Annotated in this window: 17 protein-coding genes; 3 read left to right on the forward strand and 14 right to left on the reverse strand. The window is 59.3% G+C overall.

Going from position 1 to position 24,141, the window contains the following annotated elements; genetic code table 11:
* Positions 1–8: 8 nt before the first annotated feature.
* From AC6I6H_RS03820 to AC6I6H_RS03860, 9 genes are all read right to left on the reverse strand, one after another.
* Positions 9–1,787, reverse strand: a complete 1,779-nt coding sequence (locus AC6I6H_RS03820; RefSeq protein ID WP_497951509.1) for a type 2 periplasmic-binding domain-containing protein — start codon at positions 1,785–1,787, stop codon at positions 9–11.
* Positions 1,788–1,895: 108 nt separating this feature from the next.
* Positions 1,896–2,786, reverse strand: coding sequence for a carbohydrate ABC transporter permease (locus tag AC6I6H_RS03825; protein WP_497951513.1), 891 nt, complete (start codon positions 2,784–2,786; stop codon positions 1,896–1,898).
* An 11-nt stretch (positions 2,787–2,797) separates the two neighbouring features.
* Positions 2,798–3,751 (reverse strand): ABC transporter permease, encoded by a 954-nt coding sequence (locus AC6I6H_RS03830; RefSeq protein ID WP_497951517.1) that lies wholly within the window; start codon positions 3,749–3,751, stop codon positions 2,798–2,800.
* A gap of 338 nt (positions 3,752–4,089) precedes the next feature.
* Entirely contained in the window at positions 4,090–4,806 is a 717-nt protein-coding gene (locus AC6I6H_RS03835) for a GntR family transcriptional regulator (RefSeq protein ID WP_497951519.1), read from the reverse strand.
* A gap of 11 nt (positions 4,807–4,817) precedes the next feature.
* Positions 4,818–5,834: a sugar kinase gene (locus AC6I6H_RS03840; RefSeq protein WP_497951521.1), complete on the reverse strand. Its 1,017-nt coding sequence runs from the start codon at positions 5,832–5,834 to the stop codon at positions 4,818–4,820.
* A complete protein-coding gene (gene dagF / locus AC6I6H_RS03845; RefSeq protein WP_497951523.1) occupies positions 5,827–6,582 on the reverse strand; it encodes a 2-dehydro-3-deoxy-phosphogluconate aldolase in 756 nt (251 codons plus the stop codon). The genes AC6I6H_RS03840 and dagF overlap by 8 nt, the downstream gene beginning before the upstream one ends.
* 1 nt (position 6,583) lies before the next feature.
* Positions 6,584–7,687 carry a DgaE family pyridoxal phosphate-dependent ammonia lyase gene (locus AC6I6H_RS03850; RefSeq protein ID WP_497951525.1) on the reverse strand — a complete coding sequence of 368 codons (1,104 nt, stop codon included), beginning with the start codon at positions 7,685–7,687 and terminating at the stop codon, positions 6,584–6,586.
* On the reverse strand, positions 7,665–8,765 hold the full coding sequence (locus AC6I6H_RS03855) for an amidohydrolase/deacetylase family metallohydrolase (RefSeq protein WP_497951528.1): 1,101 nt from the start codon (positions 8,763–8,765) through the stop codon (positions 7,665–7,667). Before AC6I6H_RS03855 ends, AC6I6H_RS03850 begins: the two co-directional genes overlap by 23 nt.
* Positions 8,766–8,876: 111 nt before the next feature.
* Positions 8,877–12,143: a beta-galactosidase gene (locus AC6I6H_RS03860; protein ID WP_497951530.1), complete on the reverse strand. Its 3,267-nt coding sequence runs from the start codon at positions 12,141–12,143 to the stop codon at positions 8,877–8,879.
* 138 nt (positions 12,144–12,281) lie between these two features.
* Between AC6I6H_RS03860 and AC6I6H_RS03865 the strand changes: the two genes are divergently transcribed.
* Positions 12,282–14,615, forward strand: a complete 2,334-nt coding sequence (locus AC6I6H_RS03865; RefSeq protein WP_497951532.1) for a helix-turn-helix domain-containing protein — start codon at positions 12,282–12,284, stop codon at positions 14,613–14,615.
* A gap of 139 nt (positions 14,616–14,754) precedes the next feature.
* On the opposite strand, the gene AC6I6H_RS03870 is transcribed toward AC6I6H_RS03865, so the two are convergent.
* From AC6I6H_RS03870 to AC6I6H_RS03885, 4 genes are all read right to left on the reverse strand, one after another.
* A complete protein-coding gene (locus tag AC6I6H_RS03870; protein ID WP_497951537.1) occupies positions 14,755–17,049 on the reverse strand; it encodes a glycoside hydrolase family 3 N-terminal domain-containing protein in 2,295 nt (764 codons plus the stop codon).
* A 145-nt stretch (positions 17,050–17,194) separates the two neighbouring features.
* Positions 17,195–18,805, reverse strand: a complete 1,611-nt coding sequence (locus tag AC6I6H_RS03875) for an extracellular solute-binding protein (protein WP_497951539.1) — start codon at positions 18,803–18,805, stop codon at positions 17,195–17,197.
* An 87-nt stretch (positions 18,806–18,892) separates the two neighbouring features.
* Positions 18,893–19,804: a carbohydrate ABC transporter permease gene (locus AC6I6H_RS03880; protein ID WP_497951541.1), complete on the reverse strand. Its 912-nt coding sequence runs from the start codon at positions 19,802–19,804 to the stop codon at positions 18,893–18,895.
* 25 nt (positions 19,805–19,829) lie between these two features.
* Entirely contained in the window at positions 19,830–20,714 is an 885-nt protein-coding gene (locus AC6I6H_RS03885; protein WP_497951861.1) for an ABC transporter permease, read from the reverse strand.
* 338 nt (positions 20,715–21,052) lie between these two features.
* Between AC6I6H_RS03885 and AC6I6H_RS03890 the strand changes: the two genes are divergently transcribed.
* Both AC6I6H_RS03890 and AC6I6H_RS03895 read left to right on the forward strand, forming a co-directional pair.
* The gene (locus AC6I6H_RS03890; protein WP_497951543.1) at positions 21,053–22,348 is read left to right on the forward strand and encodes a glycoside hydrolase family 125 protein; all 1,296 of its coding nucleotides are present in this window, start codon (positions 21,053–21,055) and stop codon (positions 22,346–22,348) included.
* 144 nt (positions 22,349–22,492) lie between these two features.
* Positions 22,493–23,365, forward strand: coding sequence for an SDR family oxidoreductase (locus AC6I6H_RS03895; RefSeq protein ID WP_497951545.1), 873 nt, complete (start codon positions 22,493–22,495; stop codon positions 23,363–23,365).
* A gap of 256 nt (positions 23,366–23,621) precedes the next feature.
* On the opposite strand, the gene AC6I6H_RS03900 is transcribed toward AC6I6H_RS03895, so the two are convergent.
* Positions 23,622–24,141: hypothetical protein (locus AC6I6H_RS03900; RefSeq protein WP_497951547.1), on the reverse strand; the 520-nt coding region annotated here is incomplete at its 5' end.

Below are 24,141 nucleotides of genomic sequence, written 5' to 3' on the forward strand. Positions count from 1 at the left end.
CCAAGAGGTTATTTGGCCGCTTTCCGGTATTCAAAGGTTTTCTTGTTTTGCTCGATGTTCCATGCCAGCACATCGTCGTAGCCGAGGCCCTTGGACTTTTCGATCATTTCCTTTTTCAGGCTGTCGTATTCGGCCTGGTCTTTCGCAAACACCATTTTCCAGGAGTATTGCTTGATAACCGTTGCCACCTGACCGCGGATTTGCTCCAGATCGGTGCTCATGATTTCCGGAGCGGTACCGGTGAAGAGCGGCTTCACGATTGCCAGCTGGTTGTTCTTTTCCAGGTATTCCTTCGGCGTATTGGCGCCCATAGCCGCACGCCAGTTTTCGACCATCTTGTTCGGGGCTTTGGCCAGCGTCGAAGACCACAGGTTGTAGTCATACGGCTCGCCGTTTTCCGGGTTGGTAGCCGTCATTTTGAAGGTGGTGTTGTTGATTTGGTTGCGGCCGTCCTTCCAGGTGCCGCCGCCGAATTCGTCCGGAACCGGCGTGTCGTTGGCCGGGAATGCCTGCTCGCCAAACTCGGTCAGAACCGGTTTGCCGTCCTTCAGTTCCCAAGCCAGCCCCTCCGGACCGTTGTTGGCGATCATGGTGCCTTCCGGGCTGTACAGCCAATCGAGGAATTCCATAATCCGCTCCGGATGCTCGGCCTTTGAGCCGATCGCCCAGATCCGGTTTCCGCCGTAGGGATCAAAGCCGTACGAATAGGCTCTTTCTTCTTTGAACGGAACCAGCTCGAACCCTTTGCCTTCCGCCAGTCTTTCCGGCGTATTGTAGGTATCGTCGCCCCAGGAGAACATGGAGAACAGCACCTGGCCGTCTTTCGTTTTGTTGGTGACGTCATCGAATTTTTGCGTCAGGGAGTCCGGATCGACAAGGCCCATTTGGTTGGCGTCGAAGTAAAATTTCAATGCGCGCAGGTAGTACCCGTCTTCATCCAGAATGCCTTGAACCTTCTCTTCGTCCGCGGAGATCAGGCTGAAGCCGCCGGGGCTGAAGCCGTCGGTTTCGTCAAAGCCGTGCAGGCCGGCCCAGGCCTTTGCCAGCATCATCATGTTGCCGTCCCAATCCGCCCACATGGAGAAGGCGTACGTCGGCCGACCGGATTCGCTCTTCGGCTCGGCTTCCTGCATTTTCTTGAGCACCGGCAAGTAATCTTCCATCTTATTGATTTCCGGTTTGCCGATCTTCTCATACAGGTCCCAACGAAGGTTCGGGTGGTAGTTCAATTCCTTGGCTTCGGAAGGACCGGGCTTTTCTTCGCCTACGTCAAAGCCGATGCCGTACACGCTCGAGCCGTTGCCGAAGTTGGTTTTGTTTTTCTCGATCGCCTTGGGGGCGTATTTCAAAATATTCTTCCCGTAGGTGTCCAGCAGACCGTCCTTTGTCCAGTCCACCAGCATGCCCGCCGAGATAGCATCCCGGTATTTTTGGCCGTCGTCGCCGAATACCACCAGGTCACCCAAATCGCCGGAGGACATCATGGCGTTGAATTTTACGTCTCCGCCGCCTTCCAGGTTGGAGGAAATGATATTCAGGTTCAGGTTAAACTTGTCCTTGACCACTTTCGCAAACCAGCCGGTTTGCTCACCCGAGAAGTTGGACAGCATGCTGAATACGTCAATGGTGAGTTCTTCCCGGTTGGCTGCCGGCTCGGCGCTCGACGTCGCTGTTCCCGAAGCCGAAGGGGATGGAGAGCTTGCCTCGTTATCTTTGGAACAGGCGGCCGAACTCATCACCAAAGCGCTTGCCAAAAGCAAAGACCCTATTTTTCTGGTTTTACTCAAAATTTTCGCCTCCCTTTTTTAATACCAGCCCAACCTAAGCAATTCGTTTTCGTTGCGATGCCCGCTGCTTGTGCCGACCACCTCCTTCAATCCGTGTCCGTATCCGTCTCAGCCTTTTACCGCGCCGATCATGATGCCTTTGACAAAATAACGCTGGAAGAACGGATAAACGAAGAGAATGGGCAGCACCACGATCATGGATACGGTGGTTCGTATGGATGTGGCCGTTTGCATATTGGTCAGGTCCATATTGGCGGAGCCCTGGGAATTCCGAATGATGGCAGCGAGTGATGTCGATTCGTTCAAATATTTGTACAGGACGAATTGCAGGGTGTAATACTTGGAGTCCGTCATCAGGAACACCGTATCGATGAACGAGTTCCACTGGCCGACTGCGGCAAAAATGGCGATGGTGGCGAGAATGGGCGTGATGAGCGGAAATACGATCTTGATGAACAGGGTCATGATGCCCGCGCCGTCCATCTCCGCCGATTCCTGCAAAACCTCGGGGATGGATTCCACAAAGGTTTTGACCAGAATGATATAGAAAGGAGAAACGATCGTCGGAAGAATGTAAGCCAGGAAGTTGTTCGTCAGATTCAGGTTCATCATGATGATAAACCACGGAATAATCCCGGCGTTAAAGTACATCGTGATGACGACGAACCGGTACCAGAAGCGACGTCCCCACATCTTCCGTTTTGTGAACAGGAAGCCGAGAAATGCGGAGCCGAGAACCGTAAGAACGGTGCCGATGACGGTCCGGCCGACCGAGACCAGCGTCGCCTGGCCGAGCCCTTTCAGCTTCAGCACCTCAATATAATTGCTGAAGTGAATTTCCTTCGGCCAAAAGGTGACAAGCCCCCGGGAGCTCAAATCGTTGTTGCTGATGGTGTTGATAAAGAGATAGTAAAACGGAAACACGCACATCAGGGTAAACAGACCGAACAGCGTATAGTTGATGATGTTGAATGTCCGGTCGCCAAGTTTGCTGCGCATATACGCCCCTCCTAAATGATGGATTCTCCCCGGACCAGCTTGGACAAGCCGTTTGCGAAGAACAACAAAACGATACTGATCAGGGATTTCAGCATACTGATCGCGGTGGCGAAGGAGAAGCTGGCGCCAAGCATCCCGACGTTATAGACATAAAGGTCCAGTACTTCAATGTGGTCCTTGTTGATCGCGTTTTGGAAAACAAAGAACTGTTCCATGCCGTTATTGATAAAGTTGGCGATTGACAGCAGAAGAAGAACGAAATATGTCGGCATGATGCCCGGAACGGTAATGTGCCAGATCATCCGGAAGCGGCCGGCTCCGTCCACTTTGGCGGCGTCATACAGCTCTTGGTCGATGGAGGTGATTGCGGCAATGTACATGATCGCTCCCCAGCCAAGCCCTTTCCACATGCCCCACAGGGTCATCTTGAGCCAGGTGTGACTGTCCGAAGCCAGGAAGTTTACGCCTTTATCCAGAATTCCGAGGTCAATCAAAACCTTGTTTACGATGCCGCTGTCCACGGAGAACATCATGAAAGCGATCGAGTAAACCAGAACCCAGCTGATAAAGTTCGGCAGCGTGGTCAAAACCTGCACCAGCTTCTTGTACCGGGTGCTTCTGATTTCACTGAGCAGGATGGCGAAGATTACCGGAAACACGGAAGTGACAATACCCAGGCCGCTCATGGCGAAGGTATTCTTCATGACGCGGATGACTTCTTTGGTTTGGGTCGGGTTGGAAACAATGGACCGGAACCATTTGAGACCGACAAACTCCGAATTCGCCAGTGAAAAGCCGGGACGGAAATTGAAAAAGGCGTAAACCCAGCCGTACAGCGGAAAATAACTGAAAATCAAGACCAGAATAAGAAAAGGAAGCGCATACAAAAACAAACGGTATTTCTGGTCACGCAGGCCGCTTTTTCTTTTGACCGGCCTTGTTGCAGGCTGCACTACGGGCTCCATATGATCCCTCCTATTTTTGCTTCGGCGCCGCCGTCGGCTTCGCCGATTCCCCCATCAGTTGCTGACCAAACCGATCCCGAAGGATATCATCCGGTCACCCCTGCTTTCATACTATCGGAATATAGCGGCTAGCGGGATGGACGCAGGTTCTCGGTTTCTATCCTCCAGTTTGTCTTTCGTGAACAAAAACCCTACCTCAGTAAACCGCTTTCATACTGATTCTATATAAAACAATTTTATGTATTTTTTTACATTCAGACTTTGCTGGCCTCACCAAAAAAAAGCACAGTCCTCCATATTAATGAAGGAACTGTGCTTCCCGGATGCCGCGGTATGCCTCAGGCATCATAATTGACGCGATACGGCTCCACCGCCGTATTGTAAAACCCGATGCTGTATTCCGCGATCCGGCCCGACCGGTCATAGGAATACCGCAGCCGCCGCAGCAGCGGCTCACCCTCCGGCACGCGCAGGAGCCGCGCCGTTTCGCCCCCGGCTCCGCTGACGGAGAAGCGGTCTTTGAACGTTTCCGGCCGGATGCCGTTCTCCTCCAGCAGATCATACAGGGAGGAGAAACTTTCGCCGCCGGGCAGCTCGTCTCCGCATACCTCGGGCGCAAGATAATGCGTGTAATGAATATACGGCTTTCCGTCCAGCAGGTACAGCCGTACCAGCTTCAGACAGCGGTCTCCGAAAAGCTCCTCCAGCTCCGGCCTTCCGGCGCATTCCTCCCAGGCGGCGCCAAGCAGCGTCTTCTCCAGCTTGTGCCCTTCCTCGACCAGAATTTCCGTAAACCGTTTGCCCTTCGACAGCTTGGACAACGCCGTATTGCGGACGACGACCGTGCCGACGCCGCTCTTTTTCTCAACCAGCCCTTCCAGGCTGAGCTCCTGCACCGCCTTGCGAACGGTCATTTTGCTCACCTGAAACTCGTTCTCGAGCTGCGGCTCCGACGGGATGTTGGTGCCGAGCGGGTAGACGCCGTGCAGAATGCGGTCGCGCAAAATGTTTTCGATTTGCCGGTATAACAGGCCCTGCTTTCGGGTGATCGCCACCGGTTGGTTCCCTACCTTTCCACGTCCCGGACAAGCTCGCTCATCGCCTGCCGCACCTCCGCCTCGGAAGCGGTCGGCGTATCCCCGGTCACCGTGTGCGCCAGCATGGCCGCGGCCGCCGCGAAGGCGGCGGTTTCGCCGGGCTGCCAGCCCGACAGTTCGCCGTGCAGGATGCCGCTTGCGAAGGCGTCCCCCGCGCCGATCCGGTCGTGCACCGCAAACGTCAGCGGCCTGGACCAGAAGAAGCTTCCTTCCTTATACAGATAACCGGCGAGGGTATGGGTATTGTCGGGGTTGATGGCGCGCCGCGAGCCGGCGATGACGGAAATGCCAAACCGGTCGGCCACAAGCGGAATGAGCTCTTGCAGCTGCCGTTCGCGGTCGGTTTCCGGCGTCGTCATGCCCAGGGTATGTAGAGCGTCCTTTTCGTTCATCAGCGCAATGTCGGCCAGCTCCAGCATGTCCTCGTAATGCGGCCGGGCCAGCGCGTAGCCCTCCGGGCCCCAAAGGGACGGCCGGTAGTTGCAGTCAAACACGACCGTGCCGCCCCGCGCTTTGACCGCCCGCGCCAGCTCCTTCATCTGAAACCGCACTGTATCGTTCATCGCCAGCGTAATGCCGCAGAAGTGAACGAGGTCGGTATTCTCCGCGATCTCGGCAAACGGATAAGTCCCCGGAGGTGCCTGATTGAAGCTGCTTCCAAGCCGGTCCGTATAGGTGACGCGGCTCGGACGGGGGCCGAAGCCGTTCTCCAGAAAGTACATGCCGACGTATTTGCCGCTTCGGGCGATGTAGGCCGTGTCAATGCCCAGCTTGCGCAAAAAGGCAAGCGCCGCGTCCCCGAGCGGGTTCGCGGGCAGCGCCGACACGAGCCGGCCGGCGTGCCCGAATCGGGCCAGCGCTGAAGCGATGTTGACGCCCGTTCCGGAAAAAGAATACCGCAGCGCGTCCGATTGGGCAAGCGTGTCGTATCCGGGAACGGCCAGCCGCATCATAACTTCGCCGAACGCGGCGATCCGTTTAGGCATGCTCGTCCACCAGCGTTTTCAGCACGGCATGCAGGTCCCGCACATCCTGGACGATGGTGTCTCCGGTAGTCGAATCGATGATCGACGAGTAAACGTGCGGAATCACATGCGGGACGCCGTTCTCCAGTGCGATGCGGACGATGCGGGCGAAATTCGACTTGTCGATGCCGCCCGTCGGTTCAAGCGCAAATCCTTCTTCCCCGCAGGCTTTTGCCACCGCCCGGTATTCATCCTCCAGCCGGAGCCCCTGCATCGGGAAATACTTCAAGGCGTCTCCTCCCATGTCGCGCACGAGCGCGATGGCCGCCTTCACCGGCACAATTGCCTGCTCGGGGCCGGCGCCGCTGACCGGTCCGGTCGAAATGTTGACATAGCCCGGCTTCCCGCAGGGCGAAACGAGGCAGTTGATCCAGCTCGGCTTGCCCGCCAGCCGGGCCCGGGTCGCCCCGACCGCCGGGAACACCTGGTTGATGTGGCTGCCCGGGTAAAACCCGGCGATCTCGGCCACAACCGCCGCCTGCCGGCTGTCTCCCGCGCCGAGGCCGATGGACACGGCATCGTCGATGGCCGCGCCATAAGCCTGCATGGCTGAAACGGCCGTTTCCACCGAAGGATAATTTTTGGAAAGCACGCCGACGAGCACATGCCCCTCCGCCGCTTCGAACACCTCCGTGGCGTTCTCGATGCTTCCGGCCAGCACGTTAAGAGCGGCCCGGTTTTTGTAAAAGCGTTTTTCAATCGTCGACATGCTAGTGTCCTCCCGCCAGTTCTTTAATGCGCTGCACAATAACGTCCATATCGTCGCCTTTCAGCGACCGGGGATCGATATCGAAGTACCCTTGCCGGATTCCGTAATCCCGCGTGTAGACCGCGATCTCCCCTTCGCGCAGCCCGTCGTTTACTTCCTTTGCAGTAATGCCTGCAGCGGTCGGGTCAATTTTGACCCGTCCCCTGTAAATGGCGCGTCCCGCTTCGTCCTGCACCACGGACACCGAAACGCCCGGCAGAGAGGCCAGCTCGTTCAGCGCCTGAAGAGACGCCTTTTCTTCTTCGCTTCGGTCTTCCTTGACCGCGTATTCGTCAAGCGCCTGCAAAAGCCCGAAGGTGGTTTCCTTGCCGACCTTCATGCTTCGCCCGATGCCGTGAAGCTGGGCTTTGACCCATTCGATGTACCGGCGTTTGCCGCCGACGATGCCCGAGGTGGGCCCTTCGATTGCTTTCGAGCCGCTGTAGATCGCGAGATCGGAAAATTTGACGTACTTCCGGATGTCCTCCTCCGCCGCCGCGTCCACAATCAGCGGCACCCCGTTCCGTTTGGCGACCTCCCAGGCCTCCTCGACGCTCAGCATGTTTTTTTGCACGCAGTGATGCGATTTGACGTACAGAATCGCTGCCGTTTGCGGGGAGATGGCCGCTTCGATGTGCTCCGCCCGGCCTTCGTTGGCGTATCCCGCCTCCACGATCCGGCCGCCGCCGAGAAAGACCATCGTCTCCACGGGCGCGCCGTACTGGACGTTGTGCCCTTTGAGAAGGATGATTTCGTTCTTTGCGATCGGGTCCTGGTGCAGCCGGTCGCTTTTGCGCCGGTCGCCCTCCGTCACCACGGCCGCGACCGAAAGGGCGATGCCGCTAGACGCCGAGTTGACCACGACCGCCGCTTCGGCTCCGAGGTGCCGGGCTGCGTAATCGCCCGCTTTGTCGACCAGATCGGCGATTTCCACATACTGCTGGCCGCCCTGCTTCATGGCGTCCATCACGGTGTCGGTCGGCGCCGACACCCCGAGGATGCTCATTCGCCCGCTGGCGTTGACGACCCGCTTCAAGCCGAATTTAGCATTCAATGTACTCCCCATTGCAAACGACTCCCTTCGCTTCGATAAACCGCTCCGCCACCCGCTTCTCGCCTTCCGAATCGGTCAGCCCGAGGGCCCCTTCCCGGACGGCGAACAAAGTCAGGTTGGCGGGGTCTCCCGTCCGGATGCGGCCGAGCTCCGGCCGGCCAAGCCACTGCGCCGGCCGTTCGGTGACCGCGGCGATGATCTCCTCCAGCGGGTACCCCAGCAGCAAAAATTTGCTCAGCACGTTCGCCATGCCGTAGACCGGCCCGTTCAGCCGGTTGCCCCGGTAAATATCGGTGCTGATCGTGTCGAACCGGATTCCGGCCCGCTTCGCCGCCTCCGCGGCGGCAAAGGAGAAGCTGGCCGTCCCGTGCCCGACATCGAGCCGGACGCCGCGGGCGAGCGCGGCGGTCAGCTCGGGCAGCGGCTCTCCGCCCGGAAACAGGTTGTTGGCTTTGCCGTTCAGATAATGCGTCACCACATCGTCCTTTTCCAGGAGGGCGAGCACCTCCCGGATGTCCGGCGGGCCGGAGCCGATGTGCACCATCAGCGGCAGCGAGGTCTCGCGAGAGAGCTCGCGCGCCAGACGGAGCGGCTCGATGCCGCTGTCCTTCACCACGCTTCGGCTGATCCGCGCCTTCAGGCCGACGATCAGGTCGGGAAACGTGCGGACCGCCAGAAGCGCTTTGGCCCGGTTGATCCAGTCCAGCTGGGAAAGCTCGTCGATCCGTTCCAGGCCGATGCGGGAAATGTTCAGGAACGCCAGCACGTTGGTCTGCGCCTTTCCCGCGCTCTCCGCCAGACCGGCGATGCGGTCGGCGCCGCAGCTTCCGGCGTCTACAATGGTGGTCACGCCTTTTTTTACGCCGATTTCGTCAATCTCGTCTCCGTACGGAGCAAGCTCGGGCACGGCATGCACATGCAGGTCGATCCAGCCGCTAGAAACGTGCAGGCCCGCCCCGTCAACGACGGCTCCGCCGCTGTCGGCGCTGCCCGCCGGCGCGATACCGGCTATTCGCCCGTCCCGGACAGTGATGTCAACCGGACCGCCGGACAGCGGCCGGACGTTCCGCAGCACAAAAGTTCGCTTCATCGTGTCTGTCCCTTCTCTCGTTATCCTCGAAGCGCATAAACCCATCCGTCGCATTCGTTCTCTGCTAGAATATCATAAAAACCGGATCAAGTGAATATAACGTTATAATGTTTAACCATTGGCGTTCCCCGCTGTCGTTTCCTCTATCGGCAGATCGCGGTAAACCGCACGAATGCGCCCGTTTTGGTCGGCGGCAAACAGGAAGCTCCGCTCGCTCTCCAGCGTAAACCGGTACTCCCGCCCGGTTTCCGTATCCCGGACGGCAACCGGACAATCGCGGCCCGCCTCGGAAACGAAAATGTACAGGCTTCCCTTTCCGAACCGCAGGCAGGTGCCGTAAAGGCCGGGATCGCCGCCGCCCTCCAGCCAGTCAAACGCCCGGCGGACGCCGCCCGCCTCCCCGATGGCGTATTCGTACAGCGCCCGGAGCGTATCGGTCCGGTCGTTCAGCTCGACCGGCAGCGGGCACCAAAGCACCTTGCCCGCACCGTGGCGGATCGTGCGCACTTCCGCGACGCCTTTTTGCCCCGCGTTCTTGCCAACCGGAACCTCTTTGTTCAGCTTCCCGATTTTCCGGCCGCCAAAGGACGCGGGATAAATCCGTCCGCCAAAGGCTACGCTTTCCTCGCGAACCAGATTCGTCACCTGCGACGGCCCCACCAGGGCTTCGGCGCGCGCGGTCGGCTTCCAGTATTCGTCAAGCCCGATCGGTCCGGTGAACAAAAGCGTGCTTCCACTCTCCGCGACGTAAGCGAGCAGCTCGGAAAGCGCCCGGTCGCTGAAGTTGTGCGCGCTCGGCACGATAACGAGCTTCGGCTTGTCATGTTCCAGGGTACCAAGGCCGAATTCGCCGAGCGCCCGGAGCGGGAGCTTCAGCTCGTAGGCCATGACCCGCGTCAGGTTGGCCGTCGCTTCACAGGCAAACCGGCGGCTGGAAAAATCGTTCGCGTACGGGAACACGACCGCGATTTCCTCCAAACGGCGTTCCTCGAACAAGTCGCCGACCGCTCCCATGAACCGGCCGAAATCGTAGGAAATGTCCGCCTCCGGCTTCTGCGTTCCGTCCGCGCGCAGCGCGCCGATGGTCGATTCGCAGACGTTGTCCATAAAGGAGTTCGTGTTCCACAGCCATTGCACCGCGCCGGCCCCGCCGCTTGCGAAGGCATAGGCATATTTCCGTTCCAGCAGACTGCGCATTTCCTCCTCGCTGCGCTTGGCGCGGTTGTCGGGCATTTCCACATACATAATGCCGGTCTCCTGAATCAGGGAAGGCTTGTCCGCATCCTTGCCGAAAATCCCGTCCCACAGCAGCCAATCGTTCAGCCACCAGGTGTGGACCGTGGTGTAGTCGACGCTTTCCGCGTACATGAACGGCGAAGGCCGCGGCCCCCGGCCGAGCGCCTCGTCCTGGCCGACCGTAATCAGGCGCTTCGGGTGCACGGCCCGGATCGCGGCGGACAGCTGGCGCACCCAGCGGTTGTGCATGTCCATCCCGAACAGGGTATAATCGAGCCAGCGGGTGCTTTTCTTCAGCCATTTGATGTCGTGGATGTCAAAAGCGATTTCCGTTTGCTCCGGCGGCACCGCGTATTCAAAGCCCGGCAGCTCCGCCGGGGTCATGTTCCAGCGCGCCTGAAGCTTCTCGATGCTGCCGTGCCGTTCCCGCAGCCACTCCGCATAGGCGGCCCGCTCGAACGGATCGTTCAGCGCCCGGGGACCGGTGAAAATCCGTTTCGGGTCAAACAGCGAAGGCTCGTTGATCAAATCCCAGTGCACGTTCGCCGTCTCGGCGTGACGGGTGACGACCGCGCGGATAAAGCGCTTCTGCGCCTCGACGCTGCGCGGATCGAGATAAGGGTTCTTGCCCTCCCAGGCTTCCGGCGCAAAGGCGAAAAAGGTGAACGTCACCTCCAGGCCACTCCGGGCCGCCGTCAGGAAAAAGGCGTCGATCGCCCGCAGCTGCTCCTCGGAGGCGTGGCCGTCCTCGAACATCAGATGCCGCCAGGCGGACCAGAGACCGGTCCGGATCAGGTTGATCCCGGCGCTTTTCATCGTCTCCATGTCCCGGTTCCAGAGCGCGACGTTGGGCAGGTTGATGAATTTTCGTCCCACATCCGAGGTCATATAGGTCATGCCGACAACCGGAAAAGGCTTGCCGTCCTTCCGGAAGTAATCCCGGTCTGCGGTCAGCGGGGTCCCCTGCCGAAGCAGCGACTCGTCATAGCCCCAGTATCCTTGGCGCAAAAGCATCTGTTCGCCGGTTTCCGACGCCGCCGCGCATTCGATTTCATACAGCCCCGGCCCCGCCGGAACGGGAACCTGGAAGGTGCGGTACAGGATCTCCTCTCCCACCTGCTCCTCGAAGCGCTCGGTCCACACCGGCACATTGCCTTCTTTCCGGCGCACGCTCAGGTCGAAGGTCCAGCGGGTGCGGATGCTGTCGGCCGCCAGGCCCGCCCGGACGATCCGCTGCGCTTGTAGGGTAAGACGCGGCAGCTCCCCAGGATAATAGGCGGCGTAGCCCGGCTTCAGCCATATTTCCGTCACCCGTGCGGCGCAGTACGCGGCCCATTCGGCCAGCGCAGCCGCTCCGCCGCCTGACCAGAAGCGTTCCGTCAACATCTGGTTGACGAACAGCCAGCGGCCGCCGGCGAACTGCCCTTTGGCGTGCTCCAGCAGCACGACGGGAGCCGTCACCTCGCGGCCGTCCGCTGAAACGCCGCGCAAAAGCGGAATCAGCTGGGCATTCATCGGGCCCGAGGAGCCCGTCGCCTGGTTCAGCTGGTCGCGTTCGTTCGTCGCGTGCAGGACAAAGCCGAAGGTTGGCATCGGCTCGAACAGCGCCTCCCGCCCGGCGAGAAGCGGCCTCTCTTCGTTATGGCGGAGAACGGCGGACCGGCTGGCGTCGACAGCCAGCGCTTCATGAATAAATATTTCCTGGTGATAGGCGGTCTGCTCCGGTTCGGCTTCCCAACCGCCGTCCGTCCAGACAACGGGACGTTTAAAAGGCGCTCCTCCGGCGCAAACAAGTCCGCCTCCGCGGCGCAAAAACCGGTAAATCGCCGGCCAGGCCGCTTTGGGAAAATAGGAGCCGTGCAGATGGATGCAGCTGTCCGTCCGCTCGTCCTCCAGCAGCGCGGCCAGCTCCGCCGCGCCGGAGAAAACGAAGCGCCGGCCTTCCGGCCCCGGCGATTCCGCCCCCGGTCCGGCTCCTGCCGCCAGCATGGCACGGCGTATCGCTTCATAATCCGCCTCCTCCGGGACACCGTTTGCGCCCGTTCGAACGTCATCTTTGCCCGCCCGAATACCGGCCGTGCCTTCCGTTCGGCCTCCTGCAAAACCCGGAAAGGCCGGGTCCAAAAACACTACGGTTTGCATGCCTTCCACTCCTTCTGTCGAATCATATCGAAAAATATCATCTTTTCATGTCGAAGAATCTGTTGCATAATGATAGGCAATCGCTGCGCTGCAAAGCTGCGCTTGAATAACGAACGGGAACTGGAGGCGAAGGCAGCTGTGCTAAGACCAATCAAGGCGTCCGTCATTCCGCGTTTTAAGGGAAGCTGGAGTGTTTTGAAGTCCAGGCTTCTCCTGAAATACGTGTTGTCCTATATCCTGATCTTCCTGGTTCCGCTCACTTGCGTTACTTTTTTTGTTTATGAAAACGCCACCAATAGCCTCCGATCGGAGATTGAGCAATCCAATATCAATCAGCTGACCCAGGTCAAAACGACAATCGACCACCGGATCAACGAGCTCCAGGAAATTGCCGGTCAAATCGCGTACGACGAGCAGCTGACCCCTTACATGGTCCGGCACCCTTACTACAGCCAGGAAGCAATCCGCGCCCTGGGCAAATACAAGGCCAACAGCGCCATTCTCGAGGACTTGTTTTTGTACTACCGCGGCGACTCCGTGATTTACTCCAGCCTTGGCATGGCCGACCTGAACGTCACGTTCGGCAGCGTCTACAGATTCGACGAATGGAGCAAGGAGCGGATCGCGCGCGATTTGAACGAGGCGGTCCATCCCGTGATCCGGCCCGCCGAGCAGGTGCTGGTCCGGTCCCGCCTCGAATCCATGCTGACTTTGATGATTCCGATCACCCCCAACGATCCTTATCCGCACGGCATGGTCGTCTATCTCATGAATGAAGCCAAGCTGACCGGGATGATGGACTCGATCCTGACCGGGTTTTCCGGCAGCAGCTATATTTTCGATCTGGACGGCCGGGTATTGACCGGAAACAATCAAGGCGCCGCGATTCCGGCGGGGGAGCTTACCGGCTTGTCCAAGCTGGAGCCGGGCATCCACAGCATGACGCTGAACGGCGAGCAGCAATCCGTCGTGGCCGTAAAATCGGACACGAACGGCTGGCTTTATGTCACGTCGATGCCGAGCATCCAGTTTTTCAGCCGCGTCGCTCATGTGCAAACGCTGGTTTACGCCGTATTTGTCATCGCCGTCCTGACCGGCCTGATCGCCGCCTGGGCGCTGGCGAAGCGCCAGTACCACCCGATCCGCGACCTGATGGAATTTGCCGGGCTGACCGGCCGCCCGGGCGCGTTTGACGCCGCGAAGCGAAGCAACGAGTGGGACTGGATCCGCCAGACGATCAGCGATTACAACGCCCGGATCGATTTGCAGCAGCCCTATGTCCGCAATCAGTGCCTGCTGCTTTTGTTCAAATACGGAAAGCCCGACGATCCCGAGATCGAGCAGCTGATCGCAAGCGCCGGCCTTGATTTCCGGCGGGAGCACGAGCTGTATTTTTCCGCCATTCTGGCCTGGGATGAAACCCCGTCGGGCAGCCTGCCCTGGGCGGAGCGGCAGAAGCTGCAGGAGCTGCTGAGCGAGGCCGAGGTCCCGGAGCAGCAGGCGATGGTGTACGGCATCGAGCTTTCCCCCGAGGAGCGTTTTGCGCTGATGATCCGCTTTCCGGCGGCGGGCGACAGCCCGGCGGAGGAGCGGGCCGCCCGGATCGTCGAGGCCGTGCAGACCCTCGTCGCCGATGCATCGCGGCCCTCGCCCGCCGTGGGCGTGGGAACGCTGTACGACGGCATTGGCTCGTTGAACCAGTCCTTTATCGAAGCGGCGACGGCGCTGGAATACCGGGCGCTTGGCAATCCGGACCGCATCACTTACTTTGACCAGCTGACGGAGCAGCAGACGGAGCCGAAAGCCGAAGCGTTCTGGATTTCCCGGAAGTCGATGCTCAAGCTGGAGCAAAGCCTCAAGCAAGGGAACGAAGCGGTTGCGGAGCAGACGATTGAAAGCATCATCGATGACATCCAAAATGAGCCGCTGTCGCCTTCCCTGCTCCGCTGCGTTTGCTTCGACCTGTTGAATACGCTGCTGCGCGTCGCCTCCGAGCGGGGCATGACGAGCATCATCTCCGACATTCCGGTGATCACGTCCTTCGAAACCCTGGAGGAGCTGGAGCGCAAGCTGACCGCGCTGGCGGGACAAATCTGCCGCCAAGTGGAACGCGACACCGAGACGGAGCAGCATTCGCTGATGGACGACATCATCGCCTATGTGGACCGGCAGTACGCCGACTACACGCTCAGCCTGGAGCACGTGGCGCTGAAGTATTCTATTTCCGCCTCCTACCTGAGCCGCAGCTTCAAGGAAAAAACGGGCTGCAATTTCTCGCAGTACGTCTGGCAGCTTCGCATGGCGGAGGTGCGCCGCCTTCTCCTCAGCACCAGCATTCCGCTGAAGGACATCATCGAGCAGGTAGGGTATCTGGACGCCCCGAACTTTATCCGCAAGTTTAAAAAAGAAACCGGCCTGACCCCCGGCCAATACCGCAAGCATTACGCCTCCTCCCCTTCTTCCGGCCAATAACCGGAAGGGGGAGCAGGAGAATAGCACCGTACGCTTCCTGCGCAAACGCCTTGAAATAAGGCGTTTTTTTGCTGCTATTTGCCTAACTAGTACGTGCCTGTGCAAAATAGCGCGATTTTTAGCCGGCGGCTAAGCCGCCTTACTGCACGGTCAGGCGGCCTTTCAGGCCTTCGGCCGAGTTCGGCCCGACCGTAAGCGTGAACCCGCCGGGTTCGACCACGCGCGTCAGGTCCGGCCCGACCATCTCGAGCTGCTCGCGGCCGACCGCAAAGGTGACCGTGCGCGTTTCGCCGGGCTCAAGCGAGAGCTTGCGGAACGCCTTCAGCGCGCGCTCCGGCCGGGTAACGGATGCCGCGTCATCCGTGATGTAAAGCTGCGCGACCTCCGCACCGGCCATCGAACCGGCGTTGGTAATATCTACGCTGACCTCGGCCGTGCCGTCCGGGCCGATGTCCGCCGGCTCCACCCGCAAGTTCTCGTAGCGGAACTCGCTGTAGCCAAGGCCGAAGCCGAACGGATACGCCGCGTTGAAATCCGTTTCCAGGTAACGCTTGCCCCGCGTCCGCCGCTTGTAGTAATAAACCGGAAGCTGGCCGGCGTGCTTCGGGATGCTGATTGTCAGCCGGCCGGACGGGTTCGTGTCGCCGAACAGCACGTCGGCGATGGCGTGCCCGCCTTCCTGGCCCGGGTACCACGCCTCCAGAATCGCGTCGGCATGCTCGGCGATCCACGGCTCGGCGATCGGCCGCCCGTTCACGTAAACGACGATTAGCGGCTTGCCCAGCTTGCGCAGCTCCTGCGCCAGCTCCAGCTGCGCGCCGAGCAGATGGAGCGTAGAGCGGTCAATGCCTTCGCCGCATTCCATCTCGCTGTCCGTATGATCCGTCACGACGGACGCGCCGGTCAGCAGGTCGATGGTCCCTTCGCCGAAGTCGCGTGCGCTGGAGCCGCCGATGGCGAGCACGATCGCATCGGCCTTTCGCGCCGCCTCAAGCGCCACGGCAAAGCCTTCCCGCGACTCCCCGCGGATGCGGCAGCCCGGTGCGTAAAGCACGCGCTCCGGGTCTCCGCCCAGCGTGCTGCGGATGCCGTCGAGGACCGTCGCCACCTGCCCCTTCGGCTGGGGCGAAGTGTAATCGCCCAGCTGATTATAGGGAGAATGGGCGTTCGGGCCGATAACGGCGACCGTTCCGATCGTTTTGGACAGCGGCAGCGTCCGGTTTTCGTTTTTGAGCAGGATCAGGCTTTCCCGGGCAACCTCCCGGGCCAAGGCGCGGTGCTCCGCGCTGCCCACGATCGCCTTTGCTTGAGCCGGATCCGCATAAGGCCGCTCGAACAGGCCGAGGCGGAACTTCATTTCCAGCACCCGGCGCACGGCAAGGTCCAGCTCCGCTTCGCCAAGCCGGCCCGAAGCCAGCGCCGCCTCCAAATGGGCGCGGAACATGTCGCCGGACATTTCCATGTCGACGCCGGCCCGCAGCGCCTGGGTGACTGCCTCCTCGCCGTTTGCGGCCGTATTATGGCCGTTTACGAGCATGCCGAGCGCGCCGCAGTCGGTGATGACAAATCCGTCGAACCCCCACGCGTCGCGGAGCACATCCTGGAGCAAATAGGGGTTGGACGTGCAGGGCACACCGTCGATTTCGTTGTAGGCCGTCATGACGGAACGGGCGCCCGCCGCCACCGCCTTGCGGAAGGGCAGCAGATCGACCTCATGCAGCTCTCGGGGCCCCATGTGCACCGGCGCGGAGTTGCGGCCGCCTTCGGAGCTGCCGTAGCCGGCAAAGTGCTTGAGCGTGGCCAGAATGCTGTCATCGGCGTCAAGGCGCTCGCCCTGCAAGCCTTGAACGGCAGCCACGGCGAATTCGGAAATGAGGTACGGGTCTTCGCCGAACGTTTCCTCGGTGCGTCCCCAGCGCGGATCACGCACCACGTCAAGCACGGGCGAATACGTGGCCGCTCCCCCCTGGCTCCGCGTTTCCCGCGCAACGGCGCGGCACATGCGGCGGTACAGCTCCGGGTTCCAGGTGCTGCCGATGGCCAGCGGCACGGGGTACACCGTATTGCCGATGGCCATATGCCCGTGCGAGCATTCCTCGCCGATCAGAATCGGGATGCCGAGCCGGGTGTTCTCGATCGCGTACCGCTGCACCAGATTGACCGCTTCGGCGCCTTCCTCCGGCGTCAGGCCGGTTTCCAGCGTCACCTCCGTCCAGGGATCGGCGCGCAGCAGGCCGTACAGGGAGCCGACGCCCCCCGATGCGATCTGCTCGCGGAACGCGTCCGTCAATTCAATGGAGCCGTTCTCCGTTTTGCGGTAGCATTTCCAGCCGAAGGGCTGGATCAGCTGCCCGATTTTCTCCGCTCTCGTCATTTGTCCGAGCAGGTCGTCCGCCCTCTCGGACACCGGCTTCGACGCATCGCGGTAACTCATGGCGTTCTTCCTCTCTGCTTTCGTATTTGCGGCCATAGGCCGGGAAAGCCAACCCTTCCCGGGAGGGAGAGCTGGCTTTCCGGCAAATCATGTTCCTTTTCGCGCACCCGGTCTGCGGGCGGCGCGGATCGGTTTTCAAACAGAATCAGCTGTTCTTCCAACGGTCATAAGCCGTCTGGTAGATTTCCTTCATGCGGTCCCCGCCCATTTTCTTGACGGTGGCGACGTAGTTGTCCCAGCTCGAAAGCGGCTCCGCGCCGGTTACGAACTTGGCTTCCATCTGCCTTACGTAGGTGTCAAGGTCGGACTTCATGCTGGTGACTTCGGCTTGCTCTTCCGGCGTCAGGAACAGGAGCGGGAACGGAATCCGCGCGCCCTGGTCGACCAGCTTCGTCTTCGTCTCTTCCTGCACCCAGAGGTCGAAGTCGCCGAGCAGGCCTTTTTGCAGGTCTTCGGTGTTCAGCATCGGAACCGGAATCCCGTAGGCCGGCGTAATCGTGCCGCGGTATTCCTCGCGGTCTCCGCCGCCCGGAACCGGCAGGTATTCCATTGTTTTCGTCGCTTCGTCGCTGTACTGCCACAGCACGCCTTCCGGTCCCTTGTTGAACAGCAGGGCGCCTTCATAGGAGTACAGGTAGTCGACCCAGCGCAGGGAAGCCTCCGGAGCCGGGTTGGAGCTGGAGATGGCGAACGCTCCGACCGTGATGCCGCGGTTCATGGCAATGGCGGGCTTTTCCACGCCCTCGCCGCGCACCGGGGTGAACATCGGGTCGTCCATGCTCGGCTCTCCGCCCAGCGTCATGTAGGCGTTCCAGTCGGAGAACAGGCCCACCTGGTTGTTTTGCGCCTTCGCTTTCTTCTGGTCGGCGGTTTGCGAGAAGCTTTCCGGGTCCAGCAATTCTTCCTGCCACAAGCGGTTCAGGAACGTCAGGTATTCCTTGTAGCCTTCTTCAACCGGCGTGTAGTGCACGACGTCCTGGTCGTCGTTGTACAGCTCCTCCTCGTAAATGCCGTAGGCGCCGAGGAGCCAGGTGCGGAGGTCGCGCAGGTTGTTTTGCGGGTTGGCGGACGTCAGCGGAATTTCATCCGGCTGTCCGTTTCCGTTCGGGTCTTCCGTCTTGACGCGTTTCAGGTACGTGTACAGCTCTTCCGTCGTTTCCGGAAGCTTCTCGATGCCAAGCTTCTCCAGGAAGTCGCCGTTGTACCACATCGGGTTGCGGTACCAGGGCTGCGCCGTTTCGACGACCGGCAGCGCATAGATGTGGCCGTCCGGCGCGGTGATCGACTTGCGGATGTCCGGGCGCTCATCGAGCAGCTTTTTGAAGTTGGGCGCGTATTCTTCAAACATGCCCTCAAGCGGAATCAGGATGCCCTGCTCGCCATAGTTCATTTGCTCGGCCTGCGTCAGGGAAGCGGCAAAAAACATATCCGGGTACGTGCCGCTGGCGAAAACAAGGTTCTTTTTCGTTTCAAAGCTGTCCTTCGGCGCGTTTTGGAATTCCAGATGAATGCCGGTCAGCTTTTCCATTTCCTGAATAACGGGCATTTGATCCCAGTTCTGCATCCCCACATCGGGGCCCATCATGGTGAGCGTCAGGGGCTCGTTTACAATCGGGAACCCTTCTTTGTTTACGGCACTCGCGGTGTCGGAGTCGGCACCGGCTTCTTTCTCATCGGACGAGCTGCAGGCTGCCAGCAGCGTCATGACCATAACAACCGACAGCAGCAGCGCCCAACCTTTACGGAACTTGTGCATGCGTAATCCTCCCTTAGTGTGATAGATGGCAGTGCTTATAATAATCAAGGACAAGTCCTTGCTTATTAATTCCGGTGAACGGGGCTATCATCCCTTGACCGAACCGATCAGAACCCCTTGGACAAAATAGCGCTGTAGAAAAGGATACACGACAATGACGGGCAATGTGGACACAATGATGACAGCATATTTTACCAGTGCGGCGATTTCCGCCTTGTTGTTCATGGCCCGGGCAATGTCGCCGCTGATGGCGGCGCCGGTCGTCTCGGCCGACATTTCCTGGAGCACCAGGATTTGGCGGAGAACCATCTGAAGCGGAAATTTGTGCTCCTCATTCAAATAAATCAAGGCGGAGAAGTAGCTGTTCCAGTGGCCGACGCCGTAGAACAAGGCCATGACCGCGATGATGGGCGCGGAAAGCGGCAGGACGATCCGCAAAAACAAGCGAAAATTGGAACAGCCGTCAATTTGGGCCGCCTCCTGAAGCTCGCGCGGAATGGTCGACTGGAAGAAGGTGCGGGCGACGATCAGATTCCACACCGACACCGCGACAGGCAGAAGGAGCGCGCCCATCGTGTTGATGAGGTGAAGATCCCTCACGACCAGATAAGTCGGAATCAGGCCGCCTCCGAAAAACATGGTGACGAGAAACATGCCCATGAAGAACCCGCGACCGATGAGATCGCTGCGGCTGAGCGCATAAGCTGCCGGAAGCGTGACGGCCAGGTTCAGCGCCGTCCCGAGCACCGTGTAAAGAATCGTGTTGGCGTAGCCGGACCAGATTTTCGGATTGTCAAACACGAGTTTGTAGCCGTCCAGCGTAAATCCTTTCGGAAACAGCCACATTTCTCCGGAGCTGACGAATTTCGGCGAGCTGATCGAGGCGCTGATGATGTAAATCAGCGGATAAAGCACCACGACCAGAGCGATCAAGAGATACAGGTAGTTAAACAGAAGGAACAGCTTGTCCCTTTTGGATTCTTTGATTGCCGTTACCATTTGGTCTCCCTCCTTCTTTCGGCCGTTACCACAGGCTTGTCTCGCTGGTGCGTTTGGCGATCCGGTTCACCAGCAGCAGCATGATGGCGTTGATCACCGAGTTGAACAGGCCGACGGCCGTCGAGAAGCTGTACTGCGCGCTGACAAGACCGGAACGGTAAACGAAAGTCGAGATGACGTCGGACGATTCCATGTTGAGCGAGTTTTGCAGCAGCAGGATCTTTTCGTAGCCGACGCCCAGGATATTGCCCATGTTCAAAATCAGCAAAATCGTAATGGTCGGCACAATGGTCGGCAGGTTGATGTGCAGCATTCGTTTGAAGCGGCTTGCGCCGTCCACGATCGCCGCCTCGTGCAGCTGCGGGTCGACGCCGGACAAGGCGGCCAGGTAGATAATCGTGCCCCAGCCGGTGCTCTGCCAGACGCCCGACAGCACATACATGGTCTTGAACCAGGCCGGATCGGTCAGGAACTGCGGCGCATCGACGCCGAATGCCTCAATAATGCGGACAATCATGCCGCTGGACGGAGACAAGAAGGTGATGATCATCCCCGCCATGACAACGACGGAAATGAAGTGAGGCGCATAGGTGACGGTTTGCACCGTCTTTTTGAAGGGGCCGTTGCGGATCTCGTTGAACGCGAGCGCCAGGATGATCGGCAGCGGAAACCCGATGATCAGCTCGTAGAAGCTGATGCTGAGCGTGTTCCACAGCAAGTCCCAGAAATAATAGGAGTTAAAGAACCGCTCGAAATGGTCGAAGCCAACCCAGGGGCTTCCCGTGATCCCTCTTGTCGGAATAAAGTTCTTGAACGCGATCTGGATTCCGTACATCGGGAAATAATGAAAAACTAGAAAATACACGAACGCCGGGGCCAGGAACAAATACAGCTCCCAGTTCTTCAGCATTCTTCGCCACAGCGGTTTGCCGCGGGGTGCGACCTCTCTCACCATCATCCCTCCTAAAAATGAATAGCAGCTCTGTCTATGTCACGTTTGCTGCCCTGTAAAAATTTGTGTAAGCGGAATCAATCCGGCTGCAAACGCTTACTGGTTTCAGTCTAGGCAGTTATGGTGACACGGTAAATATGTCGTTTGTGAATTGTCGCGTTTCGCAGGCCGAATGTGTCATTTTTGCTCGGGCGGCCAAAGGGGCAAAATGTACATATTGCGCATCCGACCGGGGTATGTGAACCTGTCTTACGGTACCATAGACTGCCGAAAACAAACCCAGGAGGGATTCCCGCATGAACCTGCCGGCTTCCATCGACGCGGTGCTCAAAGAAGCGGAGCAAAAGCTTTCGCATCGGCCCAAGCTGCTCCAGCTGTTCAAAAATTGTTTTCCCAATACGCTTGAAACGACAACCAGGCTTTTGCCTGATGGAACCACCTTCGTTTTTACCGGTGACATTCCGGCCATGTGGCTTCGGGATTCCGTCGAACAGGTCAAACATTACATACCGTTCGCCAAAGAGGACCCCGAGCTGCAGCGCATTCTCGAAGGACTGATCCGGCGCCAAATGTTTTATATCAACCTTGATCCGTACACAAACGCGTTTAACGAAACGGCGAGCGGCAAGCACTACAATGCAGGCGACGAATGCGACCTGACGCCCTGGATGTGGGAACGCAAGTACGAGCTGGACTCCCTTTGCTTCCCCGTTCAGCTCGCTTATCAATATTGGAAGGAAACCGGAAACGCGCGTATTTTCGACGACGCCGCCTATCAGGCACTGTCCACGGTGGTGCGGGTCATGAAAACCGAGCAGCGCCACGCCGAGCAATCGCCGTACCGGTTTGTCCGGCCCGGCTTCAAAAATTCGGAAACGCTGCAAAACGACGGGCTCGGCATGCCCGTAAACTACACCGGAATGAGCTGGTCGGGCTTCCGCTCCAGCGACGACGCCTGTCTGTTCGGCTACAACATTCCGTCCAACATGTTCGCCGTCGTGGTGCTTGACCATATCCGCGAAATTGCGGCGGATGTCTACGGCGATACGGGGCTCGCCGAACGGGCCGCGAAGCTGGCCAAGGAAATCGACTACGGGATTCAAACGTACGGCATCGTCCGCCATCCGGTATTCGGCCCGATCTACGCCTACGAAACCGACGGCTTCGGCAACTACTGCCTGATGGACGACGCCGGAACGCCGGGCCTCCTCTCCATCCCGTACTTCGGCTATGCGCCGGCGGACGACCCGGTTTACCAGAACACCCGGCGGTACGCGCTCAGCCCGGATAACCCGTACTATTTCACCGGCAAATACGCAAAAGGAATCGGCAGCCCCCATACGCCAAAAGGCTACGTCTGGCACATGGCTCTCTCTATGCAGGCTCTGACCGCGGACAACGACGAGGAAGTGCTGGAGCTGATCGACATGCTCGCCGCCACCGACGCGGACACGGGCTTTATGCACGAAGGCTTCCATCCGGACGATCCGACCATCTTCACGCGAAAGTGGTTTGCGTGGTCCAACAGCTTGTTCGCCATGCTGGTGTACCGTTCGATGCAAAAGGGAATGCTGGAACCGAAACCTGAATAAAGCAAATCCTTCTCTCCGGGGCGTTTCCTTCAGCCGTTCGTCTATCGAAAAGGCAGGAAACGCCCCTCCCTTCGTCGAAGAAGTCCACACAAGAGGGCGACGAGAAGAACGGGGCGATTCCGCCTCATTAAAGGAGAGCTTGGCATGAATGGGAAAACGGCTGTGATCACCGGCGCGAATTCCGGCATGGGACTCGCCACGACAATCGACCTGGCCCGGCGCGGCTTCCGCGTGATTATGGCATGCCGCAGCGCGGAACGCGGAGAAGCGGCGCGGGCGGAAGCCATGCGGCAGAGCGGCTCCGACCGGATCGAGCTGATGCTGCTCGACCTCGGTTCGCTTGAGAGCATTCACGCGTTTGCGGCTGCTTTTGCGGAGCGGCATCCGGCGCTGGACCTGCTGATCAATAACGCGGGTGTGGTCACGCTGAAGCGGCAGACGACTTCGGACGGCTTCGAGTCGATGATCGGAATCAATCACCTGGGGCATTTTCTGCTTACCCTGCTTTTGCTCGACAGCCTGAAGCGCTCGCCGGAAGGGCGCATTGTCAATGTAGCCTCCGGAGCTTACAAAGCGGGAAAAATCCATTTCGACGATCCGCATCTGACCCGCGGCTTCAACGTGGTGAAAGGCTACGCCCAATCGAAGCTCGCCAATATCCTGTTCACCCGGGAGCTGGCGCGGCGGCTGCGGGGCACCCGGGTGACCGCCAATTCGCTGCATCCGGGCGCGGTGGCCACCAACATCGGCATCGACCGGAAAACGGGCTTCGGCAAGCGGATCGTCGGTATGCTGCGGCCGTTTTTTCTCACCCCCGAACAGGGCGCCGAAACCGCCCTTCACCTGGCGACAAGCGAGGAGGCGTTTGGCGTAAGCGGCGAATATTACTACCGGAAGAAGCGGCAGCCGCTCCCGCCGAAGGCAACCGATCCCGAGTTGGCGCGGCGGCTCTGGGAGTGGAGCGAAAAGGAAGTCGGCTGGCCGGGTGACGGCAAGCCGGTCAGCCGGCCGGAATAAAGAGACTGCAAAAAGGCTGTCCCATAAGTCGAAAGCTGACTTGGGACAGCTTTTTTGCATGCCGCCGCTGCGGACCGGTTAAGCCAGGGATCAGGCCGAAAAATTGGCTGTCTATTCCACTCCACGCACCGCAGGCCGATTTTGATACGAGAAAAGCAAGGAGAACATTAAATAACGGAAAAAAGCGGATAAGAAAAATGGTAGGGGGAGGAAGGAGACGGCGAGGAACTAGCGAGAAGGAACGAGGGAGTGGCGATTAAGCACCGAGGAAAGCAGGCAGCAAATGGTGAGATAATGGCGAAAAAGCACCGAGGAAAAGCCGTGTGCAAACGGCGAGAAGGCGGCGAAAAGGTATCGCGAAAGCCGTAACAACGGCGAGAAAGCGGTGACAAGCATCGCGATAGCCGTAACAAACGGCGAGAAGGCGGCGAAAAGGTATCGCGAAGCTGTGACAAACGGCGAGAAAGCGACGAATAAGCATCGCGGAAGCCGTGAGCAAATGGCGAGAAAGCTGCGAATAAGCATCGCGGAAGCTGTGACAAACGGCGAGAAAGCGGCGAATAAGCATCGCGGAAGCCGTGAGCAAATGGCGAGAAAGCTGCGAATAAGCATCGCGGAAGCTGTGACAAACGGCGAGAAAGCGGCGAATAAGCATCGCGAAGCCGTGAGCAAATGGCGAGAAAGCGGCGAATAAGCATCGCGGAAGCCGTGAGCAAATGGCGAGAAAGCTGCGAATAAGCATCGCGGAAGCTGTGACAAACGGCGAGAAAGCGGCG

The sequence above is a fragment of the Gorillibacterium sp. sgz306347 genome (assembly GCF_059735245.1).